General features: G+C 69.5%; 24 protein-coding genes. 18 read left to right on the top strand and 6 right to left on the bottom strand.

Going from position 1 to position 24,272, the window contains the following annotated elements:
* Positions 1-428 (bottom strand): transposase (locus tag EV648_RS30630; protein WP_132298588.1); only part of this gene is annotated, 428 nt, incomplete at its 3' end.
* A gap of 494 nt (positions 429-922) precedes the next feature.
* Between EV648_RS30630 and EV648_RS30625 the strand changes: the two genes are divergently transcribed.
* Positions 923-2,323: a class I adenylate-forming enzyme family protein gene (locus tag EV648_RS30625; protein ID WP_199234898.1), complete on the top strand. Its 1,401-nt coding sequence runs from the start codon at positions 923-925 to the stop codon at positions 2,321-2,323.
* On the opposite strand, the gene EV648_RS30620 is transcribed toward EV648_RS30625, so the two are convergent.
* Complete coding sequence (locus EV648_RS30620; protein WP_132298587.1) at positions 2,254-2,994, bottom strand: 4'-phosphopantetheinyl transferase superfamily protein; 741 nt, start codon at positions 2,992-2,994, stop codon at positions 2,254-2,256. The two genes, EV648_RS30625 and EV648_RS30620, sit on opposite strands and share 70 nt — an antisense overlap.
* 17 nt (positions 2,995-3,011) lie before the next feature.
* On the opposite strand from EV648_RS30620, the gene EV648_RS30615 reads away from it, so the two are divergent.
* The 13 genes from EV648_RS30615 to EV648_RS30555 are packed head-to-tail and all read left to right on the top strand — an operon-like array spanning position 3,012 to position 15,461.
* Positions 3,012-3,266, top strand: a complete 255-nt coding sequence (locus tag EV648_RS30615) for an acyl carrier protein (RefSeq protein ID WP_132190667.1) — start codon at positions 3,012-3,014, stop codon at positions 3,264-3,266.
* Positions 3,266-3,607 carry an acyl carrier protein gene (locus tag EV648_RS44355; RefSeq protein WP_241995728.1) on the top strand — a complete coding sequence of 114 codons (342 nt, stop codon included), beginning with the start codon at positions 3,266-3,268 and terminating at the stop codon, positions 3,605-3,607. Before EV648_RS30615 ends, EV648_RS44355 begins: the two co-directional genes overlap by 1 nt.
* Positions 3,600-4,634 carry a beta-ketoacyl synthase N-terminal-like domain-containing protein gene (locus EV648_RS30605; protein WP_132298586.1) on the top strand — a complete coding sequence of 345 codons (1,035 nt, stop codon included), beginning with the start codon at positions 3,600-3,602 and terminating at the stop codon, positions 4,632-4,634. The genes EV648_RS44355 and EV648_RS30605 overlap by 8 nt, the downstream gene beginning before the upstream one ends.
* A gap of 29 nt (positions 4,635-4,663) precedes the next feature.
* Positions 4,664-5,158 carry a beta-ketoacyl synthase chain length factor gene (locus EV648_RS30600; RefSeq protein WP_241995726.1) on the top strand — a complete coding sequence of 165 codons (495 nt, stop codon included), beginning with the start codon at positions 4,664-4,666 and terminating at the stop codon, positions 5,156-5,158.
* Positions 5,155-6,771: a class I adenylate-forming enzyme family protein gene (locus tag EV648_RS30595; protein WP_132298584.1), complete on the top strand. Its 1,617-nt coding sequence runs from the start codon at positions 5,155-5,157 to the stop codon at positions 6,769-6,771. The genes EV648_RS30600 and EV648_RS30595 overlap by 4 nt, the downstream gene beginning before the upstream one ends.
* Positions 6,768-8,027 carry a beta-ketoacyl synthase gene (locus EV648_RS30590; RefSeq protein ID WP_132298583.1) on the top strand — a complete coding sequence of 420 codons (1,260 nt, stop codon included), beginning with the start codon at positions 6,768-6,770 and terminating at the stop codon, positions 8,025-8,027. The genes EV648_RS30595 and EV648_RS30590 overlap by 4 nt, the downstream gene beginning before the upstream one ends.
* A gap of 10 nt (positions 8,028-8,037) precedes the next feature.
* Positions 8,038-9,111: a 4-hydroxyphenylpyruvate dioxygenase gene (gene hppD / locus EV648_RS30585; protein ID WP_132298582.1), complete on the top strand. Its 1,074-nt coding sequence runs from the start codon at positions 8,038-8,040 to the stop codon at positions 9,109-9,111.
* A complete protein-coding gene (locus EV648_RS30580; RefSeq protein ID WP_132298581.1) occupies positions 9,108-10,016 on the top strand; it encodes a phytanoyl-CoA dioxygenase family protein in 909 nt (302 codons plus the stop codon). The genes hppD and EV648_RS30580 overlap by 4 nt, the downstream gene beginning before the upstream one ends.
* A 13-nt stretch (positions 10,017-10,029) precedes the next feature.
* Positions 10,030-10,815: a DUF3050 domain-containing protein gene (locus tag EV648_RS30575; protein WP_132298580.1), complete on the top strand. Its 786-nt coding sequence runs from the start codon at positions 10,030-10,032 to the stop codon at positions 10,813-10,815.
* 3 nt (positions 10,816-10,818) lie between these two features.
* Positions 10,819-11,775, top strand: a complete 957-nt coding sequence (locus tag EV648_RS30570; protein ID WP_132298579.1) for a thiamine pyrophosphate-dependent dehydrogenase E1 component subunit alpha — start codon at positions 10,819-10,821, stop codon at positions 11,773-11,775.
* A gap of 7 nt (positions 11,776-11,782) precedes the next feature.
* A complete protein-coding gene (locus tag EV648_RS30565) occupies positions 11,783-12,763 on the top strand; it encodes an alpha-ketoacid dehydrogenase subunit beta (protein WP_132298578.1) in 981 nt (326 codons plus the stop codon).
* Entirely contained in the window at positions 12,760-14,106 is a 1,347-nt protein-coding gene (locus tag EV648_RS30560) for a hypothetical protein (RefSeq protein ID WP_132298577.1), read from the top strand. The genes EV648_RS30565 and EV648_RS30560 overlap by 4 nt, the downstream gene beginning before the upstream one ends.
* On the top strand, positions 14,103-15,461 hold the full coding sequence (locus EV648_RS30555; protein ID WP_132298576.1) for a hypothetical protein: 1,359 nt from the start codon (positions 14,103-14,105) through the stop codon (positions 15,459-15,461). Before EV648_RS30560 ends, EV648_RS30555 begins: the two co-directional genes overlap by 4 nt.
* On the opposite strand, the gene EV648_RS30550 is transcribed toward EV648_RS30555, so the two are convergent.
* On the bottom strand, positions 15,462-16,163 hold the full coding sequence (locus EV648_RS30550) for an SDR family NAD(P)-dependent oxidoreductase (RefSeq protein WP_132298575.1): 702 nt from the start codon (positions 16,161-16,163) through the stop codon (positions 15,462-15,464).
* A 67-nt stretch (positions 16,164-16,230) separates the two neighbouring features.
* Between EV648_RS30550 and EV648_RS44960 the strand changes: the two genes are divergently transcribed.
* Positions 16,231-16,914 carry a CatB-related O-acetyltransferase gene (locus EV648_RS44960; RefSeq protein WP_132298574.1) on the top strand — a complete coding sequence of 228 codons (684 nt, stop codon included), beginning with the start codon at positions 16,231-16,233 and terminating at the stop codon, positions 16,912-16,914.
* Here the strand turns inward: EV648_RS44960 and EV648_RS30540 are convergent.
* Genes EV648_RS30540 through EV648_RS30530 form a run of 3 tightly spaced genes read right to left on the bottom strand, consistent with a single transcriptional unit; the run spans position 16,891 to position 20,347 of the window.
* Positions 16,891-17,559: an SGNH/GDSL hydrolase family protein gene (locus EV648_RS30540; protein WP_132298573.1), complete on the bottom strand. Its 669-nt coding sequence runs from the start codon at positions 17,557-17,559 to the stop codon at positions 16,891-16,893. The genes EV648_RS44960 and EV648_RS30540 overlap by 24 nt on opposite strands.
* Complete coding sequence (locus EV648_RS30535) at positions 17,556-18,794, bottom strand: MFS transporter (protein WP_132298572.1); 1,239 nt, start codon at positions 18,792-18,794, stop codon at positions 17,556-17,558. The genes EV648_RS30540 and EV648_RS30535 overlap by 4 nt, the downstream gene beginning before the upstream one ends.
* On the bottom strand, positions 18,791-20,347 hold the full coding sequence (locus EV648_RS30530; protein ID WP_132298571.1) for a class I adenylate-forming enzyme family protein: 1,557 nt from the start codon (positions 20,345-20,347) through the stop codon (positions 18,791-18,793). Before EV648_RS30530 ends, EV648_RS30535 begins: the two co-directional genes overlap by 4 nt.
* 194 nt (positions 20,348-20,541) lie before the next feature.
* Here EV648_RS30530 and EV648_RS30525 point away from each other — a divergent pair, with 194 nt between their 5' ends.
* From EV648_RS30525 to EV648_RS30515, 3 genes are read left to right on the top strand one after another with little or no spacing between them, the layout of a single operon-like run.
* Positions 20,542-21,840 carry an SGNH/GDSL hydrolase family protein gene (locus tag EV648_RS30525; protein WP_132298570.1) on the top strand — a complete coding sequence of 433 codons (1,299 nt, stop codon included), beginning with the start codon at positions 20,542-20,544 and terminating at the stop codon, positions 21,838-21,840.
* A gap of 7 nt (positions 21,841-21,847) precedes the next feature.
* A complete protein-coding gene (locus EV648_RS30520) occupies positions 21,848-23,062 on the top strand; it encodes a cytochrome P450 (protein WP_132298569.1) in 1,215 nt (404 codons plus the stop codon).
* On the top strand, positions 23,059-24,267 hold the full coding sequence (locus EV648_RS30515; protein ID WP_132298568.1) for a cytochrome P450: 1,209 nt from the start codon (positions 23,059-23,061) through the stop codon (positions 24,265-24,267). Before EV648_RS30520 ends, EV648_RS30515 begins: the two co-directional genes overlap by 4 nt.
* Positions 24,268-24,272 lie beyond the last annotated feature (5 nt).

The raw sequence follows: 24,272 nt of genomic DNA, 5'->3' as shown, positions 1-24,272 counted from the left end.
CCCGCCCGCGCACACAGCATCAACACCTGCTCGAACAAGGCCTTGAACGCGGCTTCGTGCTCGCGGCGGAACGTCGAGATCGTGCTGTGATCAGGCACGTCTTGGGCGCAGATCACCCGGAACGCCACATCCACCGTGCACAACCGCTCGATCTGCCGCGACGAATGCACCTTGTGCGCATAGGCATACAACAGCAACGTCACCAACATGTCCGGGTCATAAGCCGCCCGGCCCTGCCCACTGCGGGCCCGGCCGGCATGGAACGCCGCCGTGTCCATCTCCTTGACCGCATCGATCACGAACCACGCCAGATGACCCTCTGGCAACCAGTCCGCCATGTTCGGCGGCAACAAGAACGCCTGATCACGATCAACCGGCCGATACGAATTCGCCATACCCAATACTCGAACGCCCACCCGGTTACCCACACCACCGCCACGCCCATTTCTCAACAGGCTCTGTAAGGCGCCAGCCGCCGGACAGGGTGCCAGTGGTGGGCTCGAGCCCGCGGAGGGCACTCTGCAGCCCCGCGAAGGGCGCGCCGCCGGGCGGGGCCGCAGAAATCTCAAGAAAATTCTGCTGATCTTTCCGGAATAGCCCGCAAAACGCTGATTTGAAGTCTACGCGGGAAACCCTGTGCGGCCACCCTGAGGGAGGGCAATTCCTAACCGATGATAGCGCGGCGACCGGTTTGACTGGGCGGTGATTGTTTGACTCCGGGCCGTTGTTGAACGGAGCAGCATCGCTCATTTTTCGCCAAATGTTAAGCGATCCGGAGCGCATTGCGAAGGGTAGTGGAGTCGTCACTTTCGGTCCGTAGCGGGACCGTCTGGTCGTGTCGTATCGTCGCCTCATCGCCAGGCCTTGGTGGGGGTGCTGGTGCTCTGAATCCTTTGTGTTCAAGGCGAACTTCGGAGCTCGGATGACCATGGACGGTACTGTCGTGGTGCCCGGAACCACTATGGGTGCCCAGTGGGTCGACGACGTTCTGCTGGCCGGACCGGCGAGCGACGTCTGCTTCCATCTCCCTACTCCCATTGATCGTGGAATGCTGCGCCGGCTGGTCCGGGACCGGCAATCCGAACTGGCGGAATCGGGCTTCCGCCCGGGTGGTGCCGCCGCATTGCGGTTGCCCCCGTCAATGGCATTCATCACGCATTTGCTGGCGGTTTGGCGCAGTGGCGGCCAGGCGATCCTGCTGGATCACCGGCTGACCGACTACGAGGTCCGCCGGGCGATCGAACGGCTGGTTCCGCAGGTCGTGGTGTCGCCCGAGCGGCCGGTCGGTTCAGGGCTGCGCACGTTCGTCGAGATCGACACCGACGTGGCCAGCTACTCCGGTCACCCGGCGAATACCTCGCACGCGGTGGTCCAGCTCAGTTCAGGCTCGACCGGGCCGTCGAAGGTGATCGGCCGGACTGCCGAGGACCTGGTCGAGGAGGTACTGCGGTACACCCGGATCGACGGGGTTCCGCAGCGCGGCGAGCGGGTCATCCTGCTGCCCTCGATGGTGCACGTGCTCGGTCTGGTCGGCGGCCTGCTGTACGGCCTGCACGCCGGCGTGACGCTGGTCCCGCCCGCGCGGTTGACCGGTGACGCGATCGTGCAGGCGATCGCTAGCGACGACAGCCCCGCCACCGTGCTGGGAGTGCCGTTCCACATCGGCCTGCTTGCCTCGGTCAACGAGCCGCCGCCGCTGCCGCAGTTCAAGCGGATGACGACCGGTGGCGAACTCGTGCCTGCCGCGATCTCGCGAGCGTTCGAGGAGAAGTTCCAGGTCCCGCTCGGCAACATGTACGGGATGACCGAGGTCGGGGTCATCGGCACCGACCTGTTCGGCCGCCACCGCCCGGCGATCTTGCCCGCGCCCGGCATCGAAGTACGGGCTGTCGACGGGGAACTGCACATTCGCCGGCCGGAGTCGCCGTACCTCGGGCTGTCGGATCCGGCGCGCTGGGCCGATGGGTGGCTGCGGACCAAGGACGCGGGGGTGGTCGACCCCGAGACCGGGCTCGTCAGTATCAAGGGGCGGCTCGACTCGCAGGTGTCTGTCGGCGGGCTGAAGGTGGACCTGACCGAGGTGGAGTACACGCTCGGCACGTTGCGCGGCGTGGAGGCGGCGGTCGTCGTCTTCGACGGCGGGATCACCGCCTACCTGCAGCTCAACGAGCCGCGCACCGTCGCCCGGATCGAGGCCGACCTGGCCCAGCAGCTCGCGTCGTACAAGCGGCCGCGGAGCGTGCGGCTGGTCGATCAGTTGCCACGGACAACCACCGGGAAGCTGGTCCGCGACGTCACCGTACTGCGCAAGGCAGTGCCGTGATGCTCGCAGACCTCCACGGACCGGACACCAGCCGGTACTGCGACCGCGAGCACGGCATCAGCGTGCAGGGTCAGGTAGAGCAGCGCCAGGGTGGGTTCGGAGGGCACCAGGCCGCCGGTCAGAGGGCCACCGGTCTGGGTGCCCGCATCGGGGGGCGGCGAGTCGAGGGGTTCCCGCGAGTGGACGGATTCCGGCGGAGGCAGGGGGCCCGCCGGAGCGAGGGGTTCTGGCGGGAGGGGCATCAATCGGCGAAGACCCGAGCCGCGCAGACCGCGGCCGAGTGCCTTGCCGACGGCTTCCTTCGCCGTCCACAACCGCAGGAACGCCTCGACCTCGTCGGGTTGAGCGGCCATCCAGGCCAGCTCGGCCGGGTCGAACCAGCGCTTGGCGAGGCCCGCGACCTCGAAGGACCGGCGGTTCTCGACGTCGACGCCGACCGGACCGGCGGCGCTCGCGGCGGCCGCGACCAGATCGTGCCCGTGACTGACGCTCACCCACAGGCCGTCCACGTGCGGGCGGCCGGCTTCGTCGTGCCGCAGTACCGGCTCGCCGCCGACGAGGGTGGCGGCGAGCGCGAGCAGCAGGGCGTGTGCGGCCGACCGCTGGTCACCGTCGACAGGCTTCACCCAGACGTGCACGGGCTCCGGACCGGATCCCGGACGTTCTTCCACAGAAAGAAGGTATCCCGATGAGGGAAGAGGTTCGCGAGTTCGTCCTCGCGCAGTTGCAGGACATGAACTACGACACCGAGGGCATCGACGACGACACCACCCTCGGCCCGGCCGGGGTGGATCTGGAGTCGCTGGCGCTGGCCGACCTGTCGGTCCGGGTGGAGGACCGGTTCGGGGTGCGCTTCTCCGACGACGAGTCCGAGGAGCTGGCCCTGATGACGGTCGGCGAGTTCACCACCGCGGTGGCCGGCCGGGTCGCGCAGCAGGTCTGATGAACTCGTCCGCCCCGCACCCCTCCATCACCCCGCCGCCGGCGGTCACCTCGCCGTCGCCCGCCTCGCCGTCGCCCGCCTCGCCGTCGGTCGCGTCGGTGCAGTCGCCGTCCGTCCCTGGGTCGCCTGGACGGGCGGAGATCGTGGACTGGCTGGCGGCGCTGGGTGACCGGCCCGCGGGGGAGGTCCGGGAACGGATCGACTCGATGGAGCTGGCCTGGCTGGTGCATCAGGTCGAGCAGCGCTACATGATCGAGCTCGACGACGACCAGCTGGACCGGATCAGGACCATCGGCGATGCCGTCGCCGTGCTCGCGGAGGTGATCCCGGGCCATGGCTGACCCGCGACCGGTCTCGATCACCGGGCTCTCGGTGCTGAGCGCTCTCGGCCGGGGTGCCGAGGCGCAACTCGCGGCGGCGCTGCCCGGCGCGGCCGCCTTCACCGAGGTTCAGCGCTTCGACACCACCAATCGGCGGGTCCACCGCGCAGCGACGGCCGCGGATGTCCGCTCGCTGGAGGAGGAGATGCTCGACGCGATCACCGGCGCCTGCGCGGAGGCCGGTCTCAACGCGGCACAACGAGCCACAACCCCTTTGTTCCTGGCGGTTCACGGCCGCGCCGGCGTTCGCGGCCTGGCGTCGCGAGCCACCCGCATCTACACCAGCGCCTGCGTCTCAGCCAGTACTGCGGTCGCCGACGGGGCCGCGCTGATCCGCGGGGGCTACGCGAACCGGATCGTGGTGGCAGCCGGCTACCTGGTCGAGGCGGATCAGTACGCCTTGTTCGACGCGGGCCGAGCGCTCTCGGACGACGGTGTGGTCCGCCCGTTCAGCCTTGACCGCAAGGGCTTGCTCCTCGGTGACGGCATGGTCGCGGTGGTTCTCCAAGCTGGTGAAGGCCAAGCGGAGATCGTTGGATGGGGCCGTGCGGGCGACGCCTATCACCCGTGCCAACCGGCCCCTGACGGCCGTGGGCTCGCGGCCGCGATGACCGCCGCACTCCGCAAGGCGGATCTCCCGCCCGAGGTCGTCGGCTACATCAACGCCAACGCCACCGGAACCAGCTTCAGTGATGCCTCCGAGGCGGCCGCGATCCGCAGCGTGTTCGAGGCGGATGTCCCCGTCAGTTCGACGAAGGCCGTGCATGGTCACGCCCTGGAAGCCTCCGGACTGCTCGAACTCGTGCTCACCGTGCTGGCCCTGCGCGCCGGCAAGTTGCCGGTGAACGCCGGATTCACCACGGCCGATCCGGACTGCCCGCTGGATCTGATCCTGGATGCCCCCAGGCCGGCCACAGCGCAGTACGGGCTGACTTTGAATGCCGCCTTCGGCGGCGCGGACACGGCCCTGCTGGTGCGTGCTGGATGAACCGCCTCGCCGGAATTCCTGAACCCCGCATGGTCACGGACAGTCACTGGCCGCAGTCGGCTGACGACGCGCTGGCAGGGCCTCCGCCACTGCCCGGTTTCGTCGGGTCATCGTTCAGCCCGCTCGTTGCCGCCGTGGCTGATGGTTGCCTGAAGCCCTGGTTCGGCGAACCGCCTTTGCAGCAAGGCGAACGGACCGGGATCGTGCTCGTCAGCCGGACCGGTGATCGGGCCAGCGCCGAGCACGTCCGCGCCGCGGTTGCCGACGGCAAACGAGTCGGCCCGCTCTACTTCTTCCAGTCTGTGCCGAACAGCGTGGCCGGCTATGTCGCAGCCCGCTGGGGATTGCGCGGACCGGTCGTTTGCCTGAGCCCGACCACCGACGCGCGGCGTACCGGGCTCGACCAGGCAGCACTCCTGATCGCGGACGGCGACGCGGACGACGTCCTCGTCGTACTCGTCGAACAAGCGGCCGCCGGCGACACCGCCGTGGCCCTGTTGGTAAGTGGGGGAGATCCGTCATGAAAAGTCTCAGGGCCCAGCTAGCCGCCGACCCGGCCATCGGTGCGGGCAACGTGCTGGCGACCGTGATCGCCCACGGCGCCGAGCTGCAGGGGCCGGGGTTGACCTTCGACACCGCGGTCGACCATTTCCCGGCCGAGCACCCGCTCACGCTGGGCGAGCTCGACGAGCGCGTCCAGGCCCGTACGGCGTGGTTGCGGGAGCACGGCATCGGTGGCCGGGACGTGGTCGCGATCTGGGCGACGGAGGCCGCGGACATCGTGCTGAGCTTCCTCGCGCTCACCCGGGTCGGCGCGATCCCCGCGCTGATGAACGGCAAGATGGCCCCGGCCATCGCGGAGGAGTACATCCGCCGCCTGCGCGTCACCGGCGTACTGGCTGATGCCGAGCATCGGGAGAAGCTCAGCGGGGCGCCGATCCTGGCCGAGCCGAAGGACCTCGGCACCGGCGATCCGGCCGCGGCGCCCGAGCACTACCGGCACCACCAGGACGATCCGGTCGTCATCACCCACACCTCGGGGACGACCGGCGTGCCGAAAGCCGTCCTGCACACGCACACCACCTTGTACGCCGCGCTGAAGCACCTGCTCACGATGCCGCAGGCGCAGGGCACCGACAGGATCCTCAACGCGCTCCCGATCCCGCACACGGCGACGATCCTGATGGTCAACCAGGTGCTCGGCAACCGGGCCGAGATGCTGCTGCTGTCCAGCCAGGACGCGCCGAACCTGCTGCGGCAGATCGAGCGGTGGAAGCCGCGCGGGGTCTACGGGTTCGCGGTCACCTGGGCCGGCCTGGCCCGCGAGGACCTGAGCCGGCACGACCTCGCCTCGGTCCGGATGTGGTTCAACACCGGCGACTGCGCGCACGAGCCGCACATCCGCAAGCTGGTCGCGGTCGGCTCGCGCGAAACCGTCACCAGCCAAGGCCGTACGACGGTCCCGGGGTCGCACTTCATCGACGGGCTCGGGTCCAGCGAGATGGGACACAACGGGTTCCACGTCACCCACACGATCGACAGCGAGCACTACGGCCGGTGCATCGGCAAGCCGTACCAGTTCGCCGAGGCGACCGTGCTCGACAGCCGTGGCGAGGAACTCCCGCCGGGCAACCCGGGCCTGCTCGGCTTCCGGTCGCCGTCGGTGTCGCCTGCCTACTGGAACGACTCGGTCAACACCTACAAGTTCCGGCTGAACGGCTGGTTCCTCACCGGTGACCTGGTCTACCGCGACGAGACCGGGCACTTCTTCCACCTGGACCGGGTCCCCGACGCGGTCGCCGGGTTCGAGGGACCGCAGCTCTACACGTCGATGTCGGAGGAGCGCATCCTCGCGGCCCTGCCGGAAGTCCTCGACTGCACGGTGATCATCGTCCAGGAGAACGGCCGTTTCCTCACCGACGTCCTGCTCGAACTCTCGCCCGACGCCGACCCCGCCGCAGACCGCACCGAGCCAGTACGCCGCGCCGTCGGCGAGGAGGTCGCGGCGACGATCCGGCGGATCGCGGTCATCGGCGAGGACGACGTACCGGTGACGGTGACGGGGAAGGTCCGCAAGGTCGCGCTGCGCCAGGAGCGCCTGGACGGCGTGGCGGCCGGAGCCGGGGTGCGTCGATGACCGCGGCAACCATCACCGGGATGGGCCTGCTCACCCCGGTCGGCCGAGGTGTGGAAAACGTCTTCGACGCGTTGCTGCACGGCAAGTCCGGCATCAGCCGCCCGCCGGCCGGCCATCCGGTCGCGAACTCGGTCGAGCTGGCGGGCTTCCTGCCGCCGTTCGACGCGGGCACGATCGCGAGCGGCCCTGACGGCAAGGTGATGGACCGCACGGTGATACTCGCCCAACTCACCGCCGAGGATGCGCTGGCCGATGCCGGTCTGGTCGTCGGCGAGAACGTCGACCGCGCACGCATCGGCGTGATCGTCGGCGGCGTGGGCGGCATGGCCACCCTCGAGAACCAGGTTCTGGCCCGGGCCGAACGCGGTCGCGCGGCCGTCAGCCCCTACCTGCTGACCGGGATCCTGCCGAACATGCCCGCGGCAAGGATCGCGATCCGCTTCGGCCTCCGCGGCTACACCTCATCAGTCGGTACGGCGTGCGCGTCCGGCGCGCAGGCGATCGCCGACGGCGTACGGCTGATCCGCACCGGCGAGGTGGATGTGGTGATCTGCGGCGCGAGCGAGGCGCCGCTCTTCCCGACCTTCGCGGAGACCTTTGCCAACGCCCGGGCGCTCGCCCGGAACTGGGATGACCCGACCCAGGCGAGCAGGCCGTTCGACCTGCGCAGGAACGGGTTCGTGCTGTCGGAAGGAGGCGCGCTGCTGGTGCTGGAGAGCGCCGAGCACGCCACCGCCCGGGGCGCTGCCGGGTACGCCGATGTCGCGGGCTACGGAGTGAACGCCGACGCGCATCACCCGACGGCGCCACGACCGGACGGGACGGGGGCCGCCGACTGTATGCGCAGGGCCTTCGCCAGCGCCCGGGTGAGACCCGAGCAGGTCGGTTACGTCAACGCGCACGGCACCAGCACGAAGCTCGGCGACGTCGCGGAGTCCGTCGCGATCGGCCTGGCCTTCGACGGATCCAGCCCGGCGGTGAGCTCCACCAAGGCCCTGACGGGCCACATGCTCGGCACCTCCGGCGTGGTCGAGGCGGCCGCCAGTGCGCTGGCGGTGAACGCCGGCCTGCTGCCGCCGACGTACAACCTCGAGGACCCGGATCCGGCCTGCCCGCTGGACCACGTCCGCAAGGAGCCGCGTGAGGTGCGCGTGGAGTACGCGCTGTCGAACTCGTTCGGGTTCGGCGGCCAGAACGTCAGCCTGCTGTTCGGACCACCGAGCACAGAGATCAAGAGTGAGGGGAAGGCCCGGTGAAGTCATCGTGATGGAGATCTACGGGATCGACCACGTGGAGATGTACGTCGGCGACGCGAAGCAGGCCGCGTTCTACCTGGGACACGCCTTCGGCCTGCAGGTCCACGGCCAGGCTGGTCCGGAGACGGGCCTGGCCGGCCAGCGATCGCTGTTGCTGCGGGAGAGCGCCGTACAGATCGTGCTGACCTCGGGGCTGGCCGCCGACCATCCCGCGGCGGAGTACGTGCAGCGGCACGGTGACGGAGTCGCCGTCGTGGGCCTGGAGGTGGACAACGCGTCCGTGGCCTACACCGAGTTGCTGGCCCGCGGCGCCGAGTCCGTGGCCGAGCCGGTGACGTACACGGACGAGCAGGAGACCACCGTGGTGATCGCGGAGGTGGCCGGTTTCGGCGACGTGGTCCACCGGCTGGTCGAACGGCACGGACCGCGGCGGGAGTTCCTGCCGGGCGCGTTCCAGATCACCGAGCCCGCGGGTGGTCCGGACGAGAAGCTGTTCAGCGAGATCGACCACCTGGCCATCTGCGTGCCGTCGGGCCGGCTGAAGCCGACGGTCGACTTCTACCAGAACGTCTTCGGGTTCCTGCCGATCTTCGACGAGTACATCGAGGTGGCCGGACAGGGGATGGAGTCGACGGTGGTGCAGAGCCCGTCGAAGCACGTCACCTTCACGCTGATCGAGCCGGATCCCAACCGCCGGCCGGGCCAGATCAACGACTTCCTCACCTGGCACGCGGGCGCCGGAGTACAGCACATCGCCTTGCGCACCAGCGACATCGTCGAGGCGGTCAGCACGCTGTCCGAGCGCGGGGTGAACTTCCTCGCCTCGCCGTCGGCGTACTACAAGGCGCTGCCCGACCGCGTCGGCGAGGTGGAGACGCCGCTGGAATCCCTGGAGGAGCTGGGCATCCTGGTCGACAAGGACCACTGGGGTCAGCTGCTGCAGATCTTCACCGAGTCGATGCACGTCCGCCGCACGCTGTTCCTCGAGATCATCGAGCGGCGTGGCGCGATGACGTTCGGCAGCGGCAACATCAAGGCGCTGTACGAGGCCAAGGAGCGCGAGCTGCAGGGGGTCGAGGTATGACGGCCCTGGAGTTCACGCTGTCCGAGGACGAGATCGCGCTGCTGCCGTCGGACGAGGATGTCGCGTTCTACCAGCAGCACGGCTGGTATCTGTCGAAGAAGCTGCTCACCGACGACGAGACCGACGAACTCGTCAACGCCAGCGAGCGGTACTACGCCGGCGAGCGGGACCGCAAGCTGCCGGCCAGGCCGCCGAAGCTCGCCTACTGGGACCCCTCCAAGGGCGATGTCCAGCGGCACAACGATTACGTGCACTACGAGCACGACGGACTGGCGAAGATCCTGCGCAAGCCGCTGATCGGCGCGGTCGCGGCCCGGCTGGCCCAGGTCGAGGAGATCCGGATCTTCCAATCCACTCTGATCTACAAGCCGCCGGTGCCGGGGGAGCCGTCGAACATCGTGCCCTGGCACTTCGACAAGCACTACTGGTCGTCCTCGTCGTCGGACCGGATGCTGACCGCGTTCATCCCGTTCCACGACTGCCCGCCGGAGATGGGCACCATCACGATGGTCGACGGCAGCCACCGGTGGCAGGAGATCGGCTCCGACGACACCGTGGTCCGGCACTTCGCCGAGCGGGACCGGTCCCAGCTCGACCAGATGCTGACGGAGAACGCGCAGTACAACGGCGTCGAGGTGGTCAAGGTGCCGATCACCATTCCCCGTGGCCACCTGAACTTCCACCACTGCCGGACGTACCACGGGTCCGGCGCGAACGTGAGCGACCGGCCGCGCCGGGCGATCTCGCTGCACCTGCAGGACGGCGGCAACTCCTACCGGGAGTTCCCGCTCTCCGACGGCACCCTCGCGGCGTACAACCACGACGCCGTGGTCCGCCGGACCCCGGACGGCCGACCCGACTACGCCGACCCGGACTTCTGTCCCACTCTCTGGGCCGATCGCTGACAAGGAGAACGACATGTCACGTTACGACTGGGGTCAGACCCACCCGGGCATCGAGCAGCTCGAGAAGGCCGTCGGCGACGCCCGGGACAAGGTCGTCCAGCACCCGCTCTACGCCAACCTGGACACGCACGAGTCGCTCGTCACCTTCATGGAGCACCACGTCTTCGCGGTCTGGGACTTCATGTCGCTGCTGAAGTCGCTGCAGCGCGAGCTGACCTGCGTCACGGTGCCGTGGATCCCGACCGCGCACACCAGCAGCCGTCGGCTGATCAACGACATCGTGATGGTCGAGGAGAGCGACGAGCTGGGCGACGGTTTCGTCAGCCACTTCGAGCTCTACGTCGACGGCATGAAGGAGGCCGGGGCCGACACGACCGCGATCGAGAAGCTGGTCGACCTGCTGCGCAACGGGGGTTCGGTCGTCGACTCGTTGAAGGAGGCCCGCGTCCCGCAGGCCTCGATCGACTTCGCCGCCACCACGTGGGACATCATCGAGAACCAGCCGGTGCACTGCCAGGCGGCCGCCTTCGCCTTCGGGCGCGAGGACCTGATCCCGGACATGTTCACCCAGGTGGTCGCGGTGAACGAGCGGTCGAGCAGGCTCAACACCTTCGTCGACTACCTGGAACGCCACATCGAGGTGGACGGCGAGCAGCACACCCCGATGGCGATGCAGATGGTCACCGACCTGTGCGGTGACGACGACGCCAAGTGGGAGGCGTGCGCGGACACCATCAACACCGCGCTCGCGGCCCGGGCCCGGCTCTGGGACTCGATCCTCGCCGCCGTGAAGGGCTGAGTCATGTCGACCGTCGATCTCTACCGGACAGTGCGGCTGATCCGCCGCTTCGAGGAGCGTGCGATCGAGTTCGTCCGGTCCGGCGAGATCGTCGGTGGCATCCACCCGTACGTCGGTCAGGAGGCCGTGGCCGCGGGGGTCTGCGCGGCGCTCCGGCCGGACGACCTGATCACCAGCACGCACCGGGGACACGGCCACGTGCTGGCCAAGGGGGTGAATCCGGCCCGGATGTTCGCCGAGCTGATGGGCCGGGAGTCCGGGCTGAACAAGGGGCGCGGCGGCTCGATGCACGCCGCCGACCTCAGCCTCGGCATCCTCGGCGCGAACGCCATCGTCGGCGCGGCCGGGGCGATCGCCACCGGCGCCGCCTGGGCGCAGCGCCGGCGCGGCCGGTCGACCGTCGCGGTCAGCTTCTTCGGCGACGGCGCGGTCAACGAGGGGATGTTGCTGGAGGCCTTCAACCTGGCCTCGCTCTGGCGCGTCCCGGTGCTGTTCGTCTGCGAGAACAACGGCTACGCCACCACGATGCCGGTGCACTCCGCGGTCGCGGGCAGCATCACCGGCCGGGCCAAGGCCTTCGGCATCCCGGCCTTCAGCATCGACGGGCAGGACCCGGAGAAGGTGCTCGCGGCAACCACTGCCGCGGTGGACCGGGCCCGGGCCGGCAAGGGTCCGACCTTCCTGGAGTGCCGGACCTATCGCTTCGACGCGCACCACACGTTCGAGCACCGGGCGCGTCTGAACTATCGCTCGACCGAGGAACTCTCCACTGGGCGGTCGCGGGACCCAGTGGAGATACAGGGCGCACGGCTGGCTGCCGAGGATCGGACAGCCGTCGATGCCGAGGTCGAGGCCCTGCTGGACGCGGCGGCCGGGATCGCGCTGGGCAGTGCCCATCCCGATCCCGCCGCCGCGCTCGAGTACCTCTACGCCACGCCGATGCCGGGACTCCGGAGGTGATGCGCTGATGCCCAAACTGTCCTACCTGAAGGCGTTGAACCGGGCGCTCGGTGACGAGCTGGACCGGGACCCGGACGTCTTCCTGCTCGGTGAGGACATCCGGGCGGCCGCTTCGAACCTGACCGCCGGGCTGTTCACCCGGTTCGGCCCGGACCGGGTGCTGGACACGCCGCTGTCCGAGCAGGCGTTCACCAACTTCGCCACCGGCGCGGCACTGGCCGGACTGCGGCCGGTGATCGAGTTCCAGATCCCGTCGCTGCTGTTCCTGGTGTTCGAGCAGATCGCGAACCAGGCGCACAAGTTCTCGCTGATGACCGGCGGCCAGTGCAAGGTGCCGGTCACGTACGTCGTACCGGGGTCGGGGTCGCGGACCGGGTGGGCCGGGCAGCACTCGGACCATCCGTACAGCCTGTTCGCGCATGTGGGGGTGAAGACGGTCGTGCCGGCCACTCCGGCCGACGCATACGGTCTGCTGCTGTCGGCGATCCGGGACGACGACCCGGTGGTGGTCTTCGCGCCGTCCGGCGCGCTCGGGGTCAGGGACGATGTCGACTTCGCGACATTGCGCCCGGTGCCGTTGGGCCTCGGCCGGATCGCCCGGGCCGGCAGCGACGTGACAGTCGTTGCCTTGGGCCACCTTGTGCAGGACGCACTGGCCGTGGCCGACGAGCTCGCGGGCGAAGCCTCGGTGGAGGTGTTCGACCCGCGCACTGTCTATCCGCTGGACGTCGACGGCCTAGCCGCTTCGGTGGCCCGGACCCGGCGGCTGGTGGTGATCGACGACTCGAACCGGACCAGCGGGTTCGGCGCGGAAGTCCTTGCCGTGGCAGCCGAACGGTTCGACCTGGACGCCCCGCCCCGGCGGGTCACCCGGCCGGACGGTGCGGTGCTGCCCTTCGCGCTCGCGCTGGACCGGGCCGTCCAGCCGGGCCGGGACGACCTGCTCGAGGCGATTCGCGGCGTACTGACTGAAGGGGGACGGCAGTGACCGAACGACCATCCGCGGCCGAGCTGTGGCCGGTGCTGTCGGAAGGCGTCCGCGACAAGTTGCTTGCCTACGGCCACAAGCACTGGCAGCAGGTCTACGAGGACGTCGCGCTGCAGAGCCAGAACTGGATCCCGCTCCGCTCACCGGTCGCGACGCGCGCCGGGTACGACGAGATGAACCGCATCACCCAGCGGGTCTCGCAGCTCGTCCTGGACGCCTGCCGCCGCCGGGCCCGGACCGCCGGTGAGCTACGGCAGGTTCTGCAGGTGCCGGCCGACCGGATCCAGTTGCTGGACGAAACAGAGCCGTTGACCGGTCGGCTGATCAACGCGATCCGTTCGGATCTCCTACTGGAGCAGGGCATTCCGCGGATGGTCGAGTGCAACGTCGAGAGCGCGCTGGGGGGCGTACTGGATGCCGACGGCGTGATCAAGCGATGGATGGACGTGTACGCCGGGGAGCCGCTCTTCCGGGCGATCGGCGCGGCGGCCCCACCGTCGGCGATCGACGCCCGCTACGACGCGATCCGGTCCGACGTCGGGCCGGGCAAGGTGACGGCGATGCTGTTCACCGCCGGCGGCGGCTACCCGGGCGCGGATCGGCCGAACTACATGATCAACCGGCTGAAGCCATTCGCCGACCGCGGTCGCGAGCTCGGCGTCGACCTGGTCGTCTACCCGGTCGAGTGGGTCGAGCAGGACGCCGACGGCCGGCTGATGGCCGGGGAGCAGACGATCGACGCCGTCTGGCGGATGTTCGTGCCGCCGTTCGTGAACGACAGCCCCGGCCTGCAGGCGCTGCGGCTGGCGAACAAGGCGGGCACCTTCCGGATGTACCTGCCGACCGCAGTCTGGCTGCTCAGCAACAAGACGATCTTCGCCTGGCTCTGGGACGACCTCGACGAACTGCCCGAGGAGGACGCCGAGATCGTCCGGGCGCACATCCCGCGCACCTGGATCTACGGACCGGAGCTGCGGCAGCGGACGCTCAACGAGCGCGAGCACCTCGTCTTCAAGCCGACCGACGACTATGGCGGCCACGGCGTCTTCATCGGCCCGCAGACCAGCACGGAGGGGTGGGCCGAGGCGCTCGACGCAGCCCAGGGCCCGCACGTCATCCAGGAGCTGATCGAGGCCGATCCGCTGACGATGCAGTTCCTCAAGCCGGAGACCGGGGAGGTGGTCGAGGCCGACGTCTCGTACTGCGTGTCCACCTACCTGTTCGACCGGATCCCGGCGGGGGTCTTCACCCGCTTCTCACCACCCGGCGCGGGCGGCGTCGTCAACCTGACCCAGGGCGCCCTGACCGGCGGCCTGCTGCTCGTGAACGGAGAGCTGACGTGACCTTCGACTGGCAGCGGACCTCGTTCGACTACTGGGACGAGTTGCCGCCGGAGACCAAGGACAGCGTGCTGGCGGCCGGCGCCGAGGACTGGAGCAAGGTCTTCAGCGGTGTGCTCACCTTCAACAAGTCCTGGCGACCGCTCCGCCCGGTGATGATCCACCAGGACAAGTACGCCGAGCTCGGCCGGGTGATGGACCGGCTGCTGCAACTGCTGCTGGAGACCGGGCTACGGCGTGCGTCGACGGCAGGCGAGCTGCGCAAGCTCCTGGGTACGCCGGACGGCCTGATCGAGTACCTCGACGATGACGAGGTGCTCGGCGACGACCTGATCCAGTCGGGCCGCCCGGACATCCTGATCGCCGGCGGCGTACCGAAGTTCGTCGAGTTCAACATCGGCAGCGAGGTGGGCTGCGTGTGGGACACCGAGAAGGTCTCCGGGCGGTTCCTGGAGCTGTTCGAGCGGCACGGCCTGGATCAGCTGGTGGCGGTCCAGGCGCCGCCCTCGCCGGTGGACGGCAGGTACCACGCGATCATCCAGACGCTCGGTCTCCGGCAGGGCGACCGGCTCACGATGGTGATGCGGACCGACGGGGAGTACCCGGGCAACGACGACATCCCCGCCATTGTCAGGTCGCTGGACCCGTTCGTCGAGCGGGGTCAGGCGCTGGGGATCGACATGGACGTCGCGCCGGTCCACTGGCTCGGGGCCGACGAGGACGGCAGGCTGCACAACCAGGGTCGTCCGGTCGACGCCGTCTTCCGGCTCTACGTCTGCACGGAAATGCCGCAGAACCCCGGCCAGGCGGCGCTGAAGGCCGCGGTCGAGGCTGGTGAGTCCAAGGTCTTCACGTCCTCGGCCGGCTGGCTGCTCGCGAACAAGATCATGCTCACCTGGCTCTGGGACGACCTCGACTCGCTCTCCCTGGAGGACCAGGAGCTCGTTCGGCAGCACGTGCCGTGGAGTCGCCTCATCACCGCCGAGCTGCTGGAGCACGCGACCGAGCGACGGGCCGAACTGGTCCTCAAACCAGCCGACGAGTACGGCGGCGCCGGGGTCCTGGTGGGGCACGAGTGCGAGCCGGGTGCCTGGCGCGAGGGACTGGAGGAGGCGATCCGCCGGGGTGACTTCCTGCTGCAGGACTACGTCCGGCCGGACCGCCTGACGATGGACTTCGTCAACCTGGAGACCGGCGAGCGCCTCCAGGCCGAGGTGCCGTACTCCGTCGGTCCGTACACGTTCGGCCGGAAGGCGTACGGGTGCTTCCTGCGGGTGGGCTGCCATGAGCAGGGCGAGGTCCTGAACCTCAAGCGGGCTGTCCACGTGACCGGCCCGCTGCTGGTCGGAAGTGCCTGATCAGGGCCGGGGGTACTTCTGATGCATCAGGGTGATGTCCTTCAGTTCCGCGTCGCGCGGGGTGTCGAGCACGGAGCGGATGGTCCGGGCCATGGTCTCGGGCTGTACCCACTCGTCCGGCACGTACTCCTTGCCCTCCTGGACGTGCACCTTGGCCTGCAGCGGCGTCGCCACCCGGCTCGCGTAGATGCTGGTCACCCGGATGCCACGGTCGAACTCCTCCAGCCGGAGCGTCTCGGCGAACGCGCGCAGGCCGTACTTGCTCATCGCGTAGCCGATCCAGCCGGGCCACGGGTAGAGGCCGACCAGCGAGTTCACCAGGACGACGCTGCCGCGGGCGGCCCGGAGCGCGGGGAGCGCCAGGCGGGTCAGCTCGGACGGTCCGACCAGGTTCACCTCGAGGTGCTCGCGGATGAGCGCGGGGTCGCTCTCGCTGAACGGTCTGCCCTCGCAGATGCCGGCCGCGTGCACCACCGCGCCGAGCCGCTCGGGAAACGTCACGCTGCCCGTCAGGGTGTCCGCCTTGCCGATGTCGCCGACCAGCACCTGGGCGCCGGGCAGTTCCGCGCCGAGCTTCTCCAGGTTCTCGGCGTTGCGCCCGAACAGCACCAGCGGCTGTCCGTCGGCGTGCAGGGACCGGGCCAGCGTGCTGCCGATGCAGCCGGTGGCGCCGGAGATCAGAATCGCGTCGTTGTCGGCCATGCCGGGACTGTAGACGAAGTGATGCCATTTCGGCAGTGTTCGGAAATCACCATCAGAGGATCACCAGATGAAGGAGCAGCCGGTGTCGAGTGCGCCCAACCCAAATGTCATCTACCCGTTCAGTGATCGTCGGCGCACTGTATTCCTGAAACCTCTTGTTACGGTTCCCTATGTCCAAATTGGGGAATTCACCTATTACGACGATCCGGACGATGCGGCCGGTTTCGAGCGGAACAATGTGCTGTATCCGTTCGGGCCGGAGAAGCTGATCATCGGCCGGTACTGCCCGATCGCGGCCAAGGCCACCTTCCTGCTGTCCTCGGCGAACCACCCGCTGGTCGGCGTCTCGGCGTACCCGTTCTTCATCTTCGGCGGGGACTGGGCGGAGCGGACGCTGGAGCCCGCCCTGGGGGCGCCGCGCAAGGGGGACACGGTGGTCGGCAACGACGTCTGGATCGGGTACGGCGTGACCGTGATGCCCGGCGTGACGATCGGCGACGGGTCGATCATCGCGACCGGGGCGGTGGTGACGTCCGACGTGCCGCCGTACTCGGTCGTCGGCGGCAACCCGGGCCGGGTGCTCAAGCGCCGGTACGACGACGAGGACGTCGACCGCCTACTCCGCGCGGCCTGGTGGAACTGGCCCGTCGACCTCGTCACCGAGCACGCCCACACCATCTTCACCGGCACCCCGAAGGACGTGGAGGAGGTGGCTCTGAAGCATGGGCTAGTGACTGAGGTGGGCGCCTAGGCGTCTGATCGTCTCGGCGGTGGCGACGGCGTCGCTGCGGGCGTTGCCGTGGCGGCCGTCGGTGCTGTAGAGGCTGGGGTCGGTGGAGAGAGGGTGGTCGGTGAGGTGGACGTGGATGGTGCCCAGGCGCTCGGCCAGCGCGCGGGTGCGCCCGGCCAGGGTCCCCATGCGGGCGCGGAGGCCGGGGCGGAGCCACTCGACGACCGCGGGGGAGTAGGACACGTCGAACATCCCGAGCGTGATCACGTCCGCCCCGACCGCCTGGAGGGCGGTCACCATCGCGCCCAGCTCGGCGTCCACGCGGTCGGCGTCGTACCGAGCGCTGAAGGCGTCGTTCCCGCCTCCGACCACGAGCGCGAGATCCGGTTCCAAGGCCAGCGCGGGAGCCAGCTGACGAGCGCGGATCTCATGCGCCCGGAGCCCGCTCTCGCCGAGGTTCAGGTAGGCCAGTGCCGGCGCGGACGCCCGCAGCTCAGCTGCCAACCGGTCAGCCCACTGCAGCTCGGAGTACCCCTCGACCGGCTCACACAGGCCCTCGGCCACGCTGTCACCCAGTACTGCGAACCGCCGCCAGGGGTGGCCCGCCAGCAGCTTGGCCGACTCGCCCTCGGCCAGGCAGTACTCGTCGGTGGCCTCGGTGATCACGCCGCCTCCTCGGACGCCGGGGACTGGTGGCGGGCGAGCTCGACCGGGTGCCGCCACCAGCGGTAGACCGGCACCAGGGTGACCACCAGCAGGATCATCCCGGACGCGATGAGGGCGGGCCGCAAGCCGAAGGTGGCAGCCGACCAGCCGGCCAGGACGCCGCCGATCGGGATGCCGATGAAGGCGATCGCGCCGGTCACGCCGAATACCCGGGTCTGCAGCGCGGCGGGCACCCGTTCGTACAGGGTCACACCCATCACCGGGTTCACCGCGGCGTTCGCGATGCCGCAGCAGAAGCTGACCGAGACGACCACCCAGAGCTGATGGGACAGGCCCAGCGCGAACAGCCGCGGCGCGCCGCCGATCGCCGCGCCGATCACGAACGACGCGTACTGCGGCAGGCGCGGGCCGAGCACTATGAAGATCCCGTTGCCCAGCAGCGCGCCCGCGGCGAACCCGCCGAACAGCAGCCCGAGGGCGGCCGGCGACTTGAGCACCTCCTCGACCCAGAGCGGTATGAAGACCGCCGTGCCGGCCTGGTTGAAGACGTTCAGGAAGAAGACCATCACGATCATGCCGAGCAGCAGCTGGTCCCTGCGCAGGTAGCTGAAGCCGCCTCGTAGCGCCTGGAAGTAGGGCTCTTTCGGCGGCGCCGGCGCGTCCTCCGCGGCAGGCGGCAGCCGGACCAGGGCGGCCACCAGCGCGGCGCAGACCAGGAACGAGATCGCGTCCACCCAGATCGCCTTGTTCGGCCCGATCCAGCTGATCAGCAGGCCACCGAGCGGTGCGCCGACGAGCGTCGCGGTCCGGGTGAACCCCTCGTAGGACGAGGTGATCCGGATCATCTGCACCCCGGCGGCGTCGGCCATCGGCTTCAGCATCACGTGCTTGACCCGGTCGCCGAGCCCACGCAGCGTCCCCGCGATCGCGACCAGCAGGCAGAGCCAGGCGAACGACGAACCCGGTGTCATCACGATCGCCGCCATCGCGACGGCGCTGCCGAGGTCCGTCACGATCGACGTCCGGCGCAGCCCGAACCGGTCCGCCAGCGGAGCCGCCAGCACGCCGGACACGACGTACGGGAGCATCTCGGCGCCGGCGATCAGGCCCATCTTTGCGGGGCTGCCGGTGGTGATCAGCACCAGCCAGGGGATCGCCACCATCGACACGCGGTTGCCGAGGACGGACACCACGTCCGCGGTGAAGAGGGCGATCAGGCCGGACCGGCGGCTCATCGCGACGCGTACCCGGACCGTAGGGCGACCTTGTCCACCTTGTGCGCCGAGGTCAGCGGCAGCTCGGCGAGGAACTCGATCCCGCGCGGCATCCACATCTCGTTGAACTCGTCGCGGACCAGGTCCTGCAGCTCCGCCGCGGTCACCTCGGCGTCGTCGTACCGGACCACGTAGGCGTGCGGGACCTCGCCGTACGCCTCGTCCGGTACGCCGATCACGGCGGCCGCGCGGACCCCCGGATGCGCCTGGAGCAGGTCCTCGATCGGGCGGCAGTAGACGTTCCAGTTGCTCGCGCCGGTGACGATCGTGTCCTGCACCCGGTCCACCACGTACAGGTAGCCGTCGGCGTCGAGGTACCCCAGGTCGCCGGTCCGGACCCAGCCGTCGACGATCGCGCGCTCGGTCAGGTCGGGGCGACCCCAGTACCCGGCGAAGCGGAGCTTGCTGGTCGCGTAGATCTCCCCGGTCTCACCCGGCGCGAGCGGGTTCCCATCGCGGTCGCGGATCTCCACCCGCACGTCGCCGTACGGCGTACCGGAGGAGCGCAGGCGCTCGGGATGGTCCGGGTCCTCGGTCAGCCCCGGCTGGGCGGTGACCACGATGACCTCGCTCAGGCCGTACACGATCCGCAGTACCGGGCCGAACCGCTCGATCGCCCGCCGCAGCCGGGACGGGGCGGCGGGGCCGGCGCCGACGTTGAGCATGAACAGGCTGCTCACGTCGGTGGCCGGCAGGTCCGGGTGGTCGAGCAGTTGGTAGAGCAGCGGCGGTGAGACGTAGGTGGAGTTGATCCGCTCGCGCTCGATCGTCGCCAGCGCGCGGCCGGCGTCCCACTCGTCCTCGAGGAACAGCACGCCGCCCATGAACAGGTTGAAGAAGCTGGTGATCTGGCCGCTCGCGAAGGCCATCGGCGAGTGCGACAGGTGCCGCAGCACGGGCAGCCCGGCGGCCAGGTAGTCGGCGGCCAGCGTCAGGATCTGCTCGTAGAACGCCTGGCGGTGATGCACAAGCTTCGGCTCGCCGGTCGTGCCGCTGGTCTGCAGGCAGGTGGCCGGCTCGACATCGTGCAGCTCCGGCGCGAACTCGGTCGTCGCGGGGACCAGCAGGTTCCGCCCGAGGCCGCCCTCGCCCAGGCAGTGCACCGGTACGCCGAGGCTGACCGCGAGGCGCTCCCCGAGCACGGCCTTGGTGGTCGCGTCGTAGACGAAGACGTCCGCGTCCGACAGCCGGGCGAACGCCTCGATCTCCCGGCGGCCCGCGATCGGCGCGATCCACATGGTCCGCGCGCCGACCAGGTGCAGGGCGAGCTGGAGCGCGGGCAGTTCGGGGGTGTTGCCGGCCAGCACGAGCACGCCGGTGCCCGGGCCGACGCCCCGGTCCTGCAGGGTGGCGGCCACGTCGAGCACCTGGGCCCGCAGCCCGGCGAAGCTGATCCGGCGGTCGCCGGCCACGATCGCCTCGGCGTCGCCGTAGCGCTCGAACAAACGCAGCGCGGCCACCACATAAGAACCGGACTGCTCCAGGTTCTCCTCCAGCACGACATCGACCGACATGGCTGCCTCACCCTTCCCGATCCGGAAGGACTGTACTTCGAGAATTACGCCGCGGCCAGGTTCCGGAAGAATTCAATCGGCCAATTCAAAACCGCCGTTGACGTGTCAGGAATCCGGAACTAGGTTTCCGTCACCGCCACTCGCGCCGGGTATTTCTCGCCCGTCGCGCGCCAACCCATTTGGGGGGTTGTTCCATGCGCATTCCCAGTACCGTCAGATCCGCCGCTCTCGCGGCCGCCGTGTCGCTGGCCGGGTCCGCCCTGGTCTTCACCGGCTCCGGCGCCGTCCAGTCCGAGTCGTCCGGGCACGGGGGCCGGTCGGAGTGGGTCGGCAGCTGGTCGGCCGGCACCTCGAAGGCCGAGGCGACCGGCTTCACCGCCACCGGGCTCAACAACCAGAGCGCCCGCTACGTGGTCCGGCCGTCCGTGGGGGGCGACAGGGTGCGGATCCGGTTCTCGAACATCTACGGCGACCGGCCGATCCAGATCGGCGCCGCGACCGTGGCCAAGGCCGACACCGCGACGCCGGTGCAGTCCGACCTCGACCCGGCCTCCAAGCGCACGCTGACCTTCGGCGGATCGCCGACAGCGGTGATGAACAAGGGCGCCGAGCTGCTCAGCGATCCGGTGAACCTGCGGGTCGCCGATCTGACCACGCTGGTGATCAGCGTCTACTACCCGACCGCGACCGGGCCGACCACCTGGCACGCCTCGTCGACGCAGCAGAACTTCTTCGGCCCCGGCGACCTGACCGGCGCGACCGACGGCACGCCGTACATCACCACGCGGGCCTGCTGCTGGACGTTCCTGTCCGGCGTCGACGTGCAGACCGACGAGGCGGACGGCGCGATCGTCGTCCTCGGCGACTCCATCGCCGACGGCCTGCTCAGCACCCTGAATGGCAACAACCGCTGGCCCGACCAGCTCGCCGAGCGGCTCGCCGCCGACCGGCGCAACGACGTACCGGGCGTGCTGAACGTCGGCATGGCCGGCAACCGGCTGCTGCACGACAGCCCGGACCCGATCCTCGGCGCCCCCAACGGCATCGAGCAGCTCGGCGTGAACGCGCTGGCCCGGCTGAACGAGGATGTCTTCAGCCAGACCCGGCCGAGTGTGGTGATCACCCACCTGGGCGTGAACGACATCTGGATGGACAACGCCACCACCGACCAGGTCGTCGCGGCGCTGAAGCAGCTCAACGCCCAGCTGCACCAACGGGGCATCCGCAGCCTGGGAGCCACCATCACTCCGTTCGAGGGCTTGTCCAACCCGGGCGGCTGGACGCCGGAGAAGGAGGCGACCCGGCAGGCGGTCAACTCCTGGATCCGCACCAACCACGAGTTCGACGGGGTGATCGACTTCGACCAGGCGGTCCGCGATCCGCAGGCGCCGAGCAAGCTGCGGGCCGAGTTCGACGGTGGCGACCACATCCACCTGAACGACGCCGGCTACCAGGCGATGGCCGACGCGGTCCCGCTGCAGCTGGTCCGGTGAGGTCGAAGTGACCACCGCCGCCGATCAGGTGCTCAAGGGACTCTTCAGCGAAGCCGGCCTGGACGATCCGTATCGGTACTACGCGGAGCTCCACCGGTTGGGTCCCGTGTCACTCCTCGCCGGCACCGGCTCCTACGCGGCGGTGGTCACTGGTTACGAAGCCGCGGACCAGGTCCTGCGCGACCCGCGGTTCCGCGTCACCGACGACGCGTACACCGACGAGCGGAGTGGGCCGGCCTGGCGCGACCACCCGCTGCTCGCGGTGCTCAACAACTCGATGATGTACAGCAACGGCAGCCGCCACTCGCAGGCCCGGCGGCTCTTCCACCAGGTGTTCACGCCGCGCCGGGTGGCGCAGCTCGAACCGGACGTCAGCCGGCTGGTCGACGGCCTGATGGACGGACTGGCGGACCGGCTCGCGACCGACGGGCAGGCGGACTTCATGACGGAGTTCGCCTACCCGTTGCCGAGCAGCGTGGTCGCCGCGCTGCTCGGCATCCCGCAGGCAGACCTGGCCTGGTTCCGGCCCAGGGTCGAACGGATCAACGACTTCCTCGACGTGACCGGCAAGTCCGACGAGATCCTCGCGGCCGCGGATCAGGCGACCGTCGAGTTGTCGGAGTACTACGGGTCGCTGATCGTGGAGCGGCGGACCAAGCCGCGGGACGACCTGATCAGCCAACTGGTGGAGGCCATCGACGCCGGCGAGCACGACGTCTCCGACCACGACCTGATCTGCAATCTCCTGGTGCTCTTCAACGCCAGCTTCGTGACCACGATCCACCTGATCGGCAACGGCGTGCGGCTGCTGCTCGACGACCCCGCGTTGCACCAGGCGGACACGGACAACTTCGTGGAAGAAGTACTGCGGTACGAGGCGCCCGTGCAGTTCGTCGCGCGATTCGCCGTGGAGGAGGTCGAGGTGGCCGGCACGGTGATCCCGCCCAAGCAACTGGTACTGGTGATGGTCGGCGCCGCCAACCGGGACCCGCGCCGCTACGAGGAGCCCCAGGTGTTCGATGCCGGGCGACCGGAGATCAGGCCGTTGAGCTTCGGCGCCGGACCGCACTTCTGCCTCGGTGCCGCACTGGCGCGGGCCGAGGCGCGGATCGCCTTTCCGCAACTGCTCGAGCGGTTCCCGTCGCTACGCGCGGCGGGCGACCCCGTGCGCAACCCACAGCAGTTCCTGCGCGGCTACAAGTCGATGCCGGTGGCAACATGACGGCCGACGAGCTCCTCGCCGAGTTGCAGACCGACCACGGCCGCCGGGCGCCATACCCCTTGTACGCGAGGCTGCATGAGCTCGGGCCGGTCAACCTGACACCCGCCAGCCCGGCGTACGCCGCGGTGGCGAACGGCTATGCGGCGGTCGATCAGATCCTGCGAGACCCGCGCTTCGTGAAGGGTGGTCCGCCGCCCGCGGCCGACGCCGACCCGATCACGACCGCGCTGAGCAACTCGATGATGTTCCGAACCGAGCCGGACCACGGCCGGATGCGCAAGGCCTTCCATCAGGCCTTCACCCCGCGCCGGGTCGCCGCGCTCGAGCCGCAGATCACCGCCTTGACCGACTCCCTGCTGGACCGGCTCGCCTCGCTCGGCGCGGACGGGCCGGTCGACTTCATCGCCGAGTTCGGCTACCTGCTGCCGGCCGGGGTGATGAGTGCGCTGCTCGGCATCCCCGCGCCTGATCTCGACTGGTTCCGGACCCGGGTGCAACGGGTCGAGGACTACCTGGACTTCGGCGGGCGAACCCCCGAGAAGGTTGCCGCCGCCAACGGAGCCGCCACCGAGATGAGCGCGTACTACGCGGCGCTGATCGTCGAGCGGCGGGTGTCACCGGGGGACGACCTGATCAGCGGGCTCGTCCAGGTGATCGACGCGGGGGAAGGCCAACTGACCGACGAGGAGCTGATCGGGAACCTGCTGGTGCTGTTCAACGCCAGCTTCGTCACCACCATCAACCTGCTCGGCAACGCGCTGCCGCCGTTGCTCGAACGCCCTGCCCTGGTGAAGTCGCTGGCCACCGATCCCGCCGTCGCCGAGGCTTGTGTGGAAGAGGTCCTCCGGTACGACGGGACCGCGCAACTGGTGGTCCGGACGGCCTCGGAGGACCTCGAGGTCGGTGGCGTAGTGATACCGCAGGGCGGCCTGGTGCTGGTCATCCTCGGCGCGGCGAACCGTGACCCGGCCCGCTTCCCGTCGCCCGAGGTGTTCGATCCCGAGCGGCCCGACAAGCGGCACATCACCTTCGGTGCAGGCGCCTACTTCTGCATCGGGGCCGTGCTGGCCCGGGCGGAGGGACGCCTCGCGTTGCCGCGGTTGTTCCAGCGGTTCCCGGATCTCGCCCTGGCCGAGCCGCCCGTGCAGAGCGCGGGACTCGCGCTGCGTGGCTTCGCCACCATGCCTGTTTCACTGGGTCTATGACCGTC

This window comes from Kribbella sp. VKM Ac-2568, from assembly GCF_004345365.1.
Taxonomy (GTDB): Bacteria; Actinomycetota; Actinomycetes; order Propionibacteriales; family Kribbellaceae; genus Kribbella; species Kribbella orskensis.
Note: the sequence above shows the minus strand (reverse complement) of the source record. Positions and strands in the feature narration are given on the sequence as shown.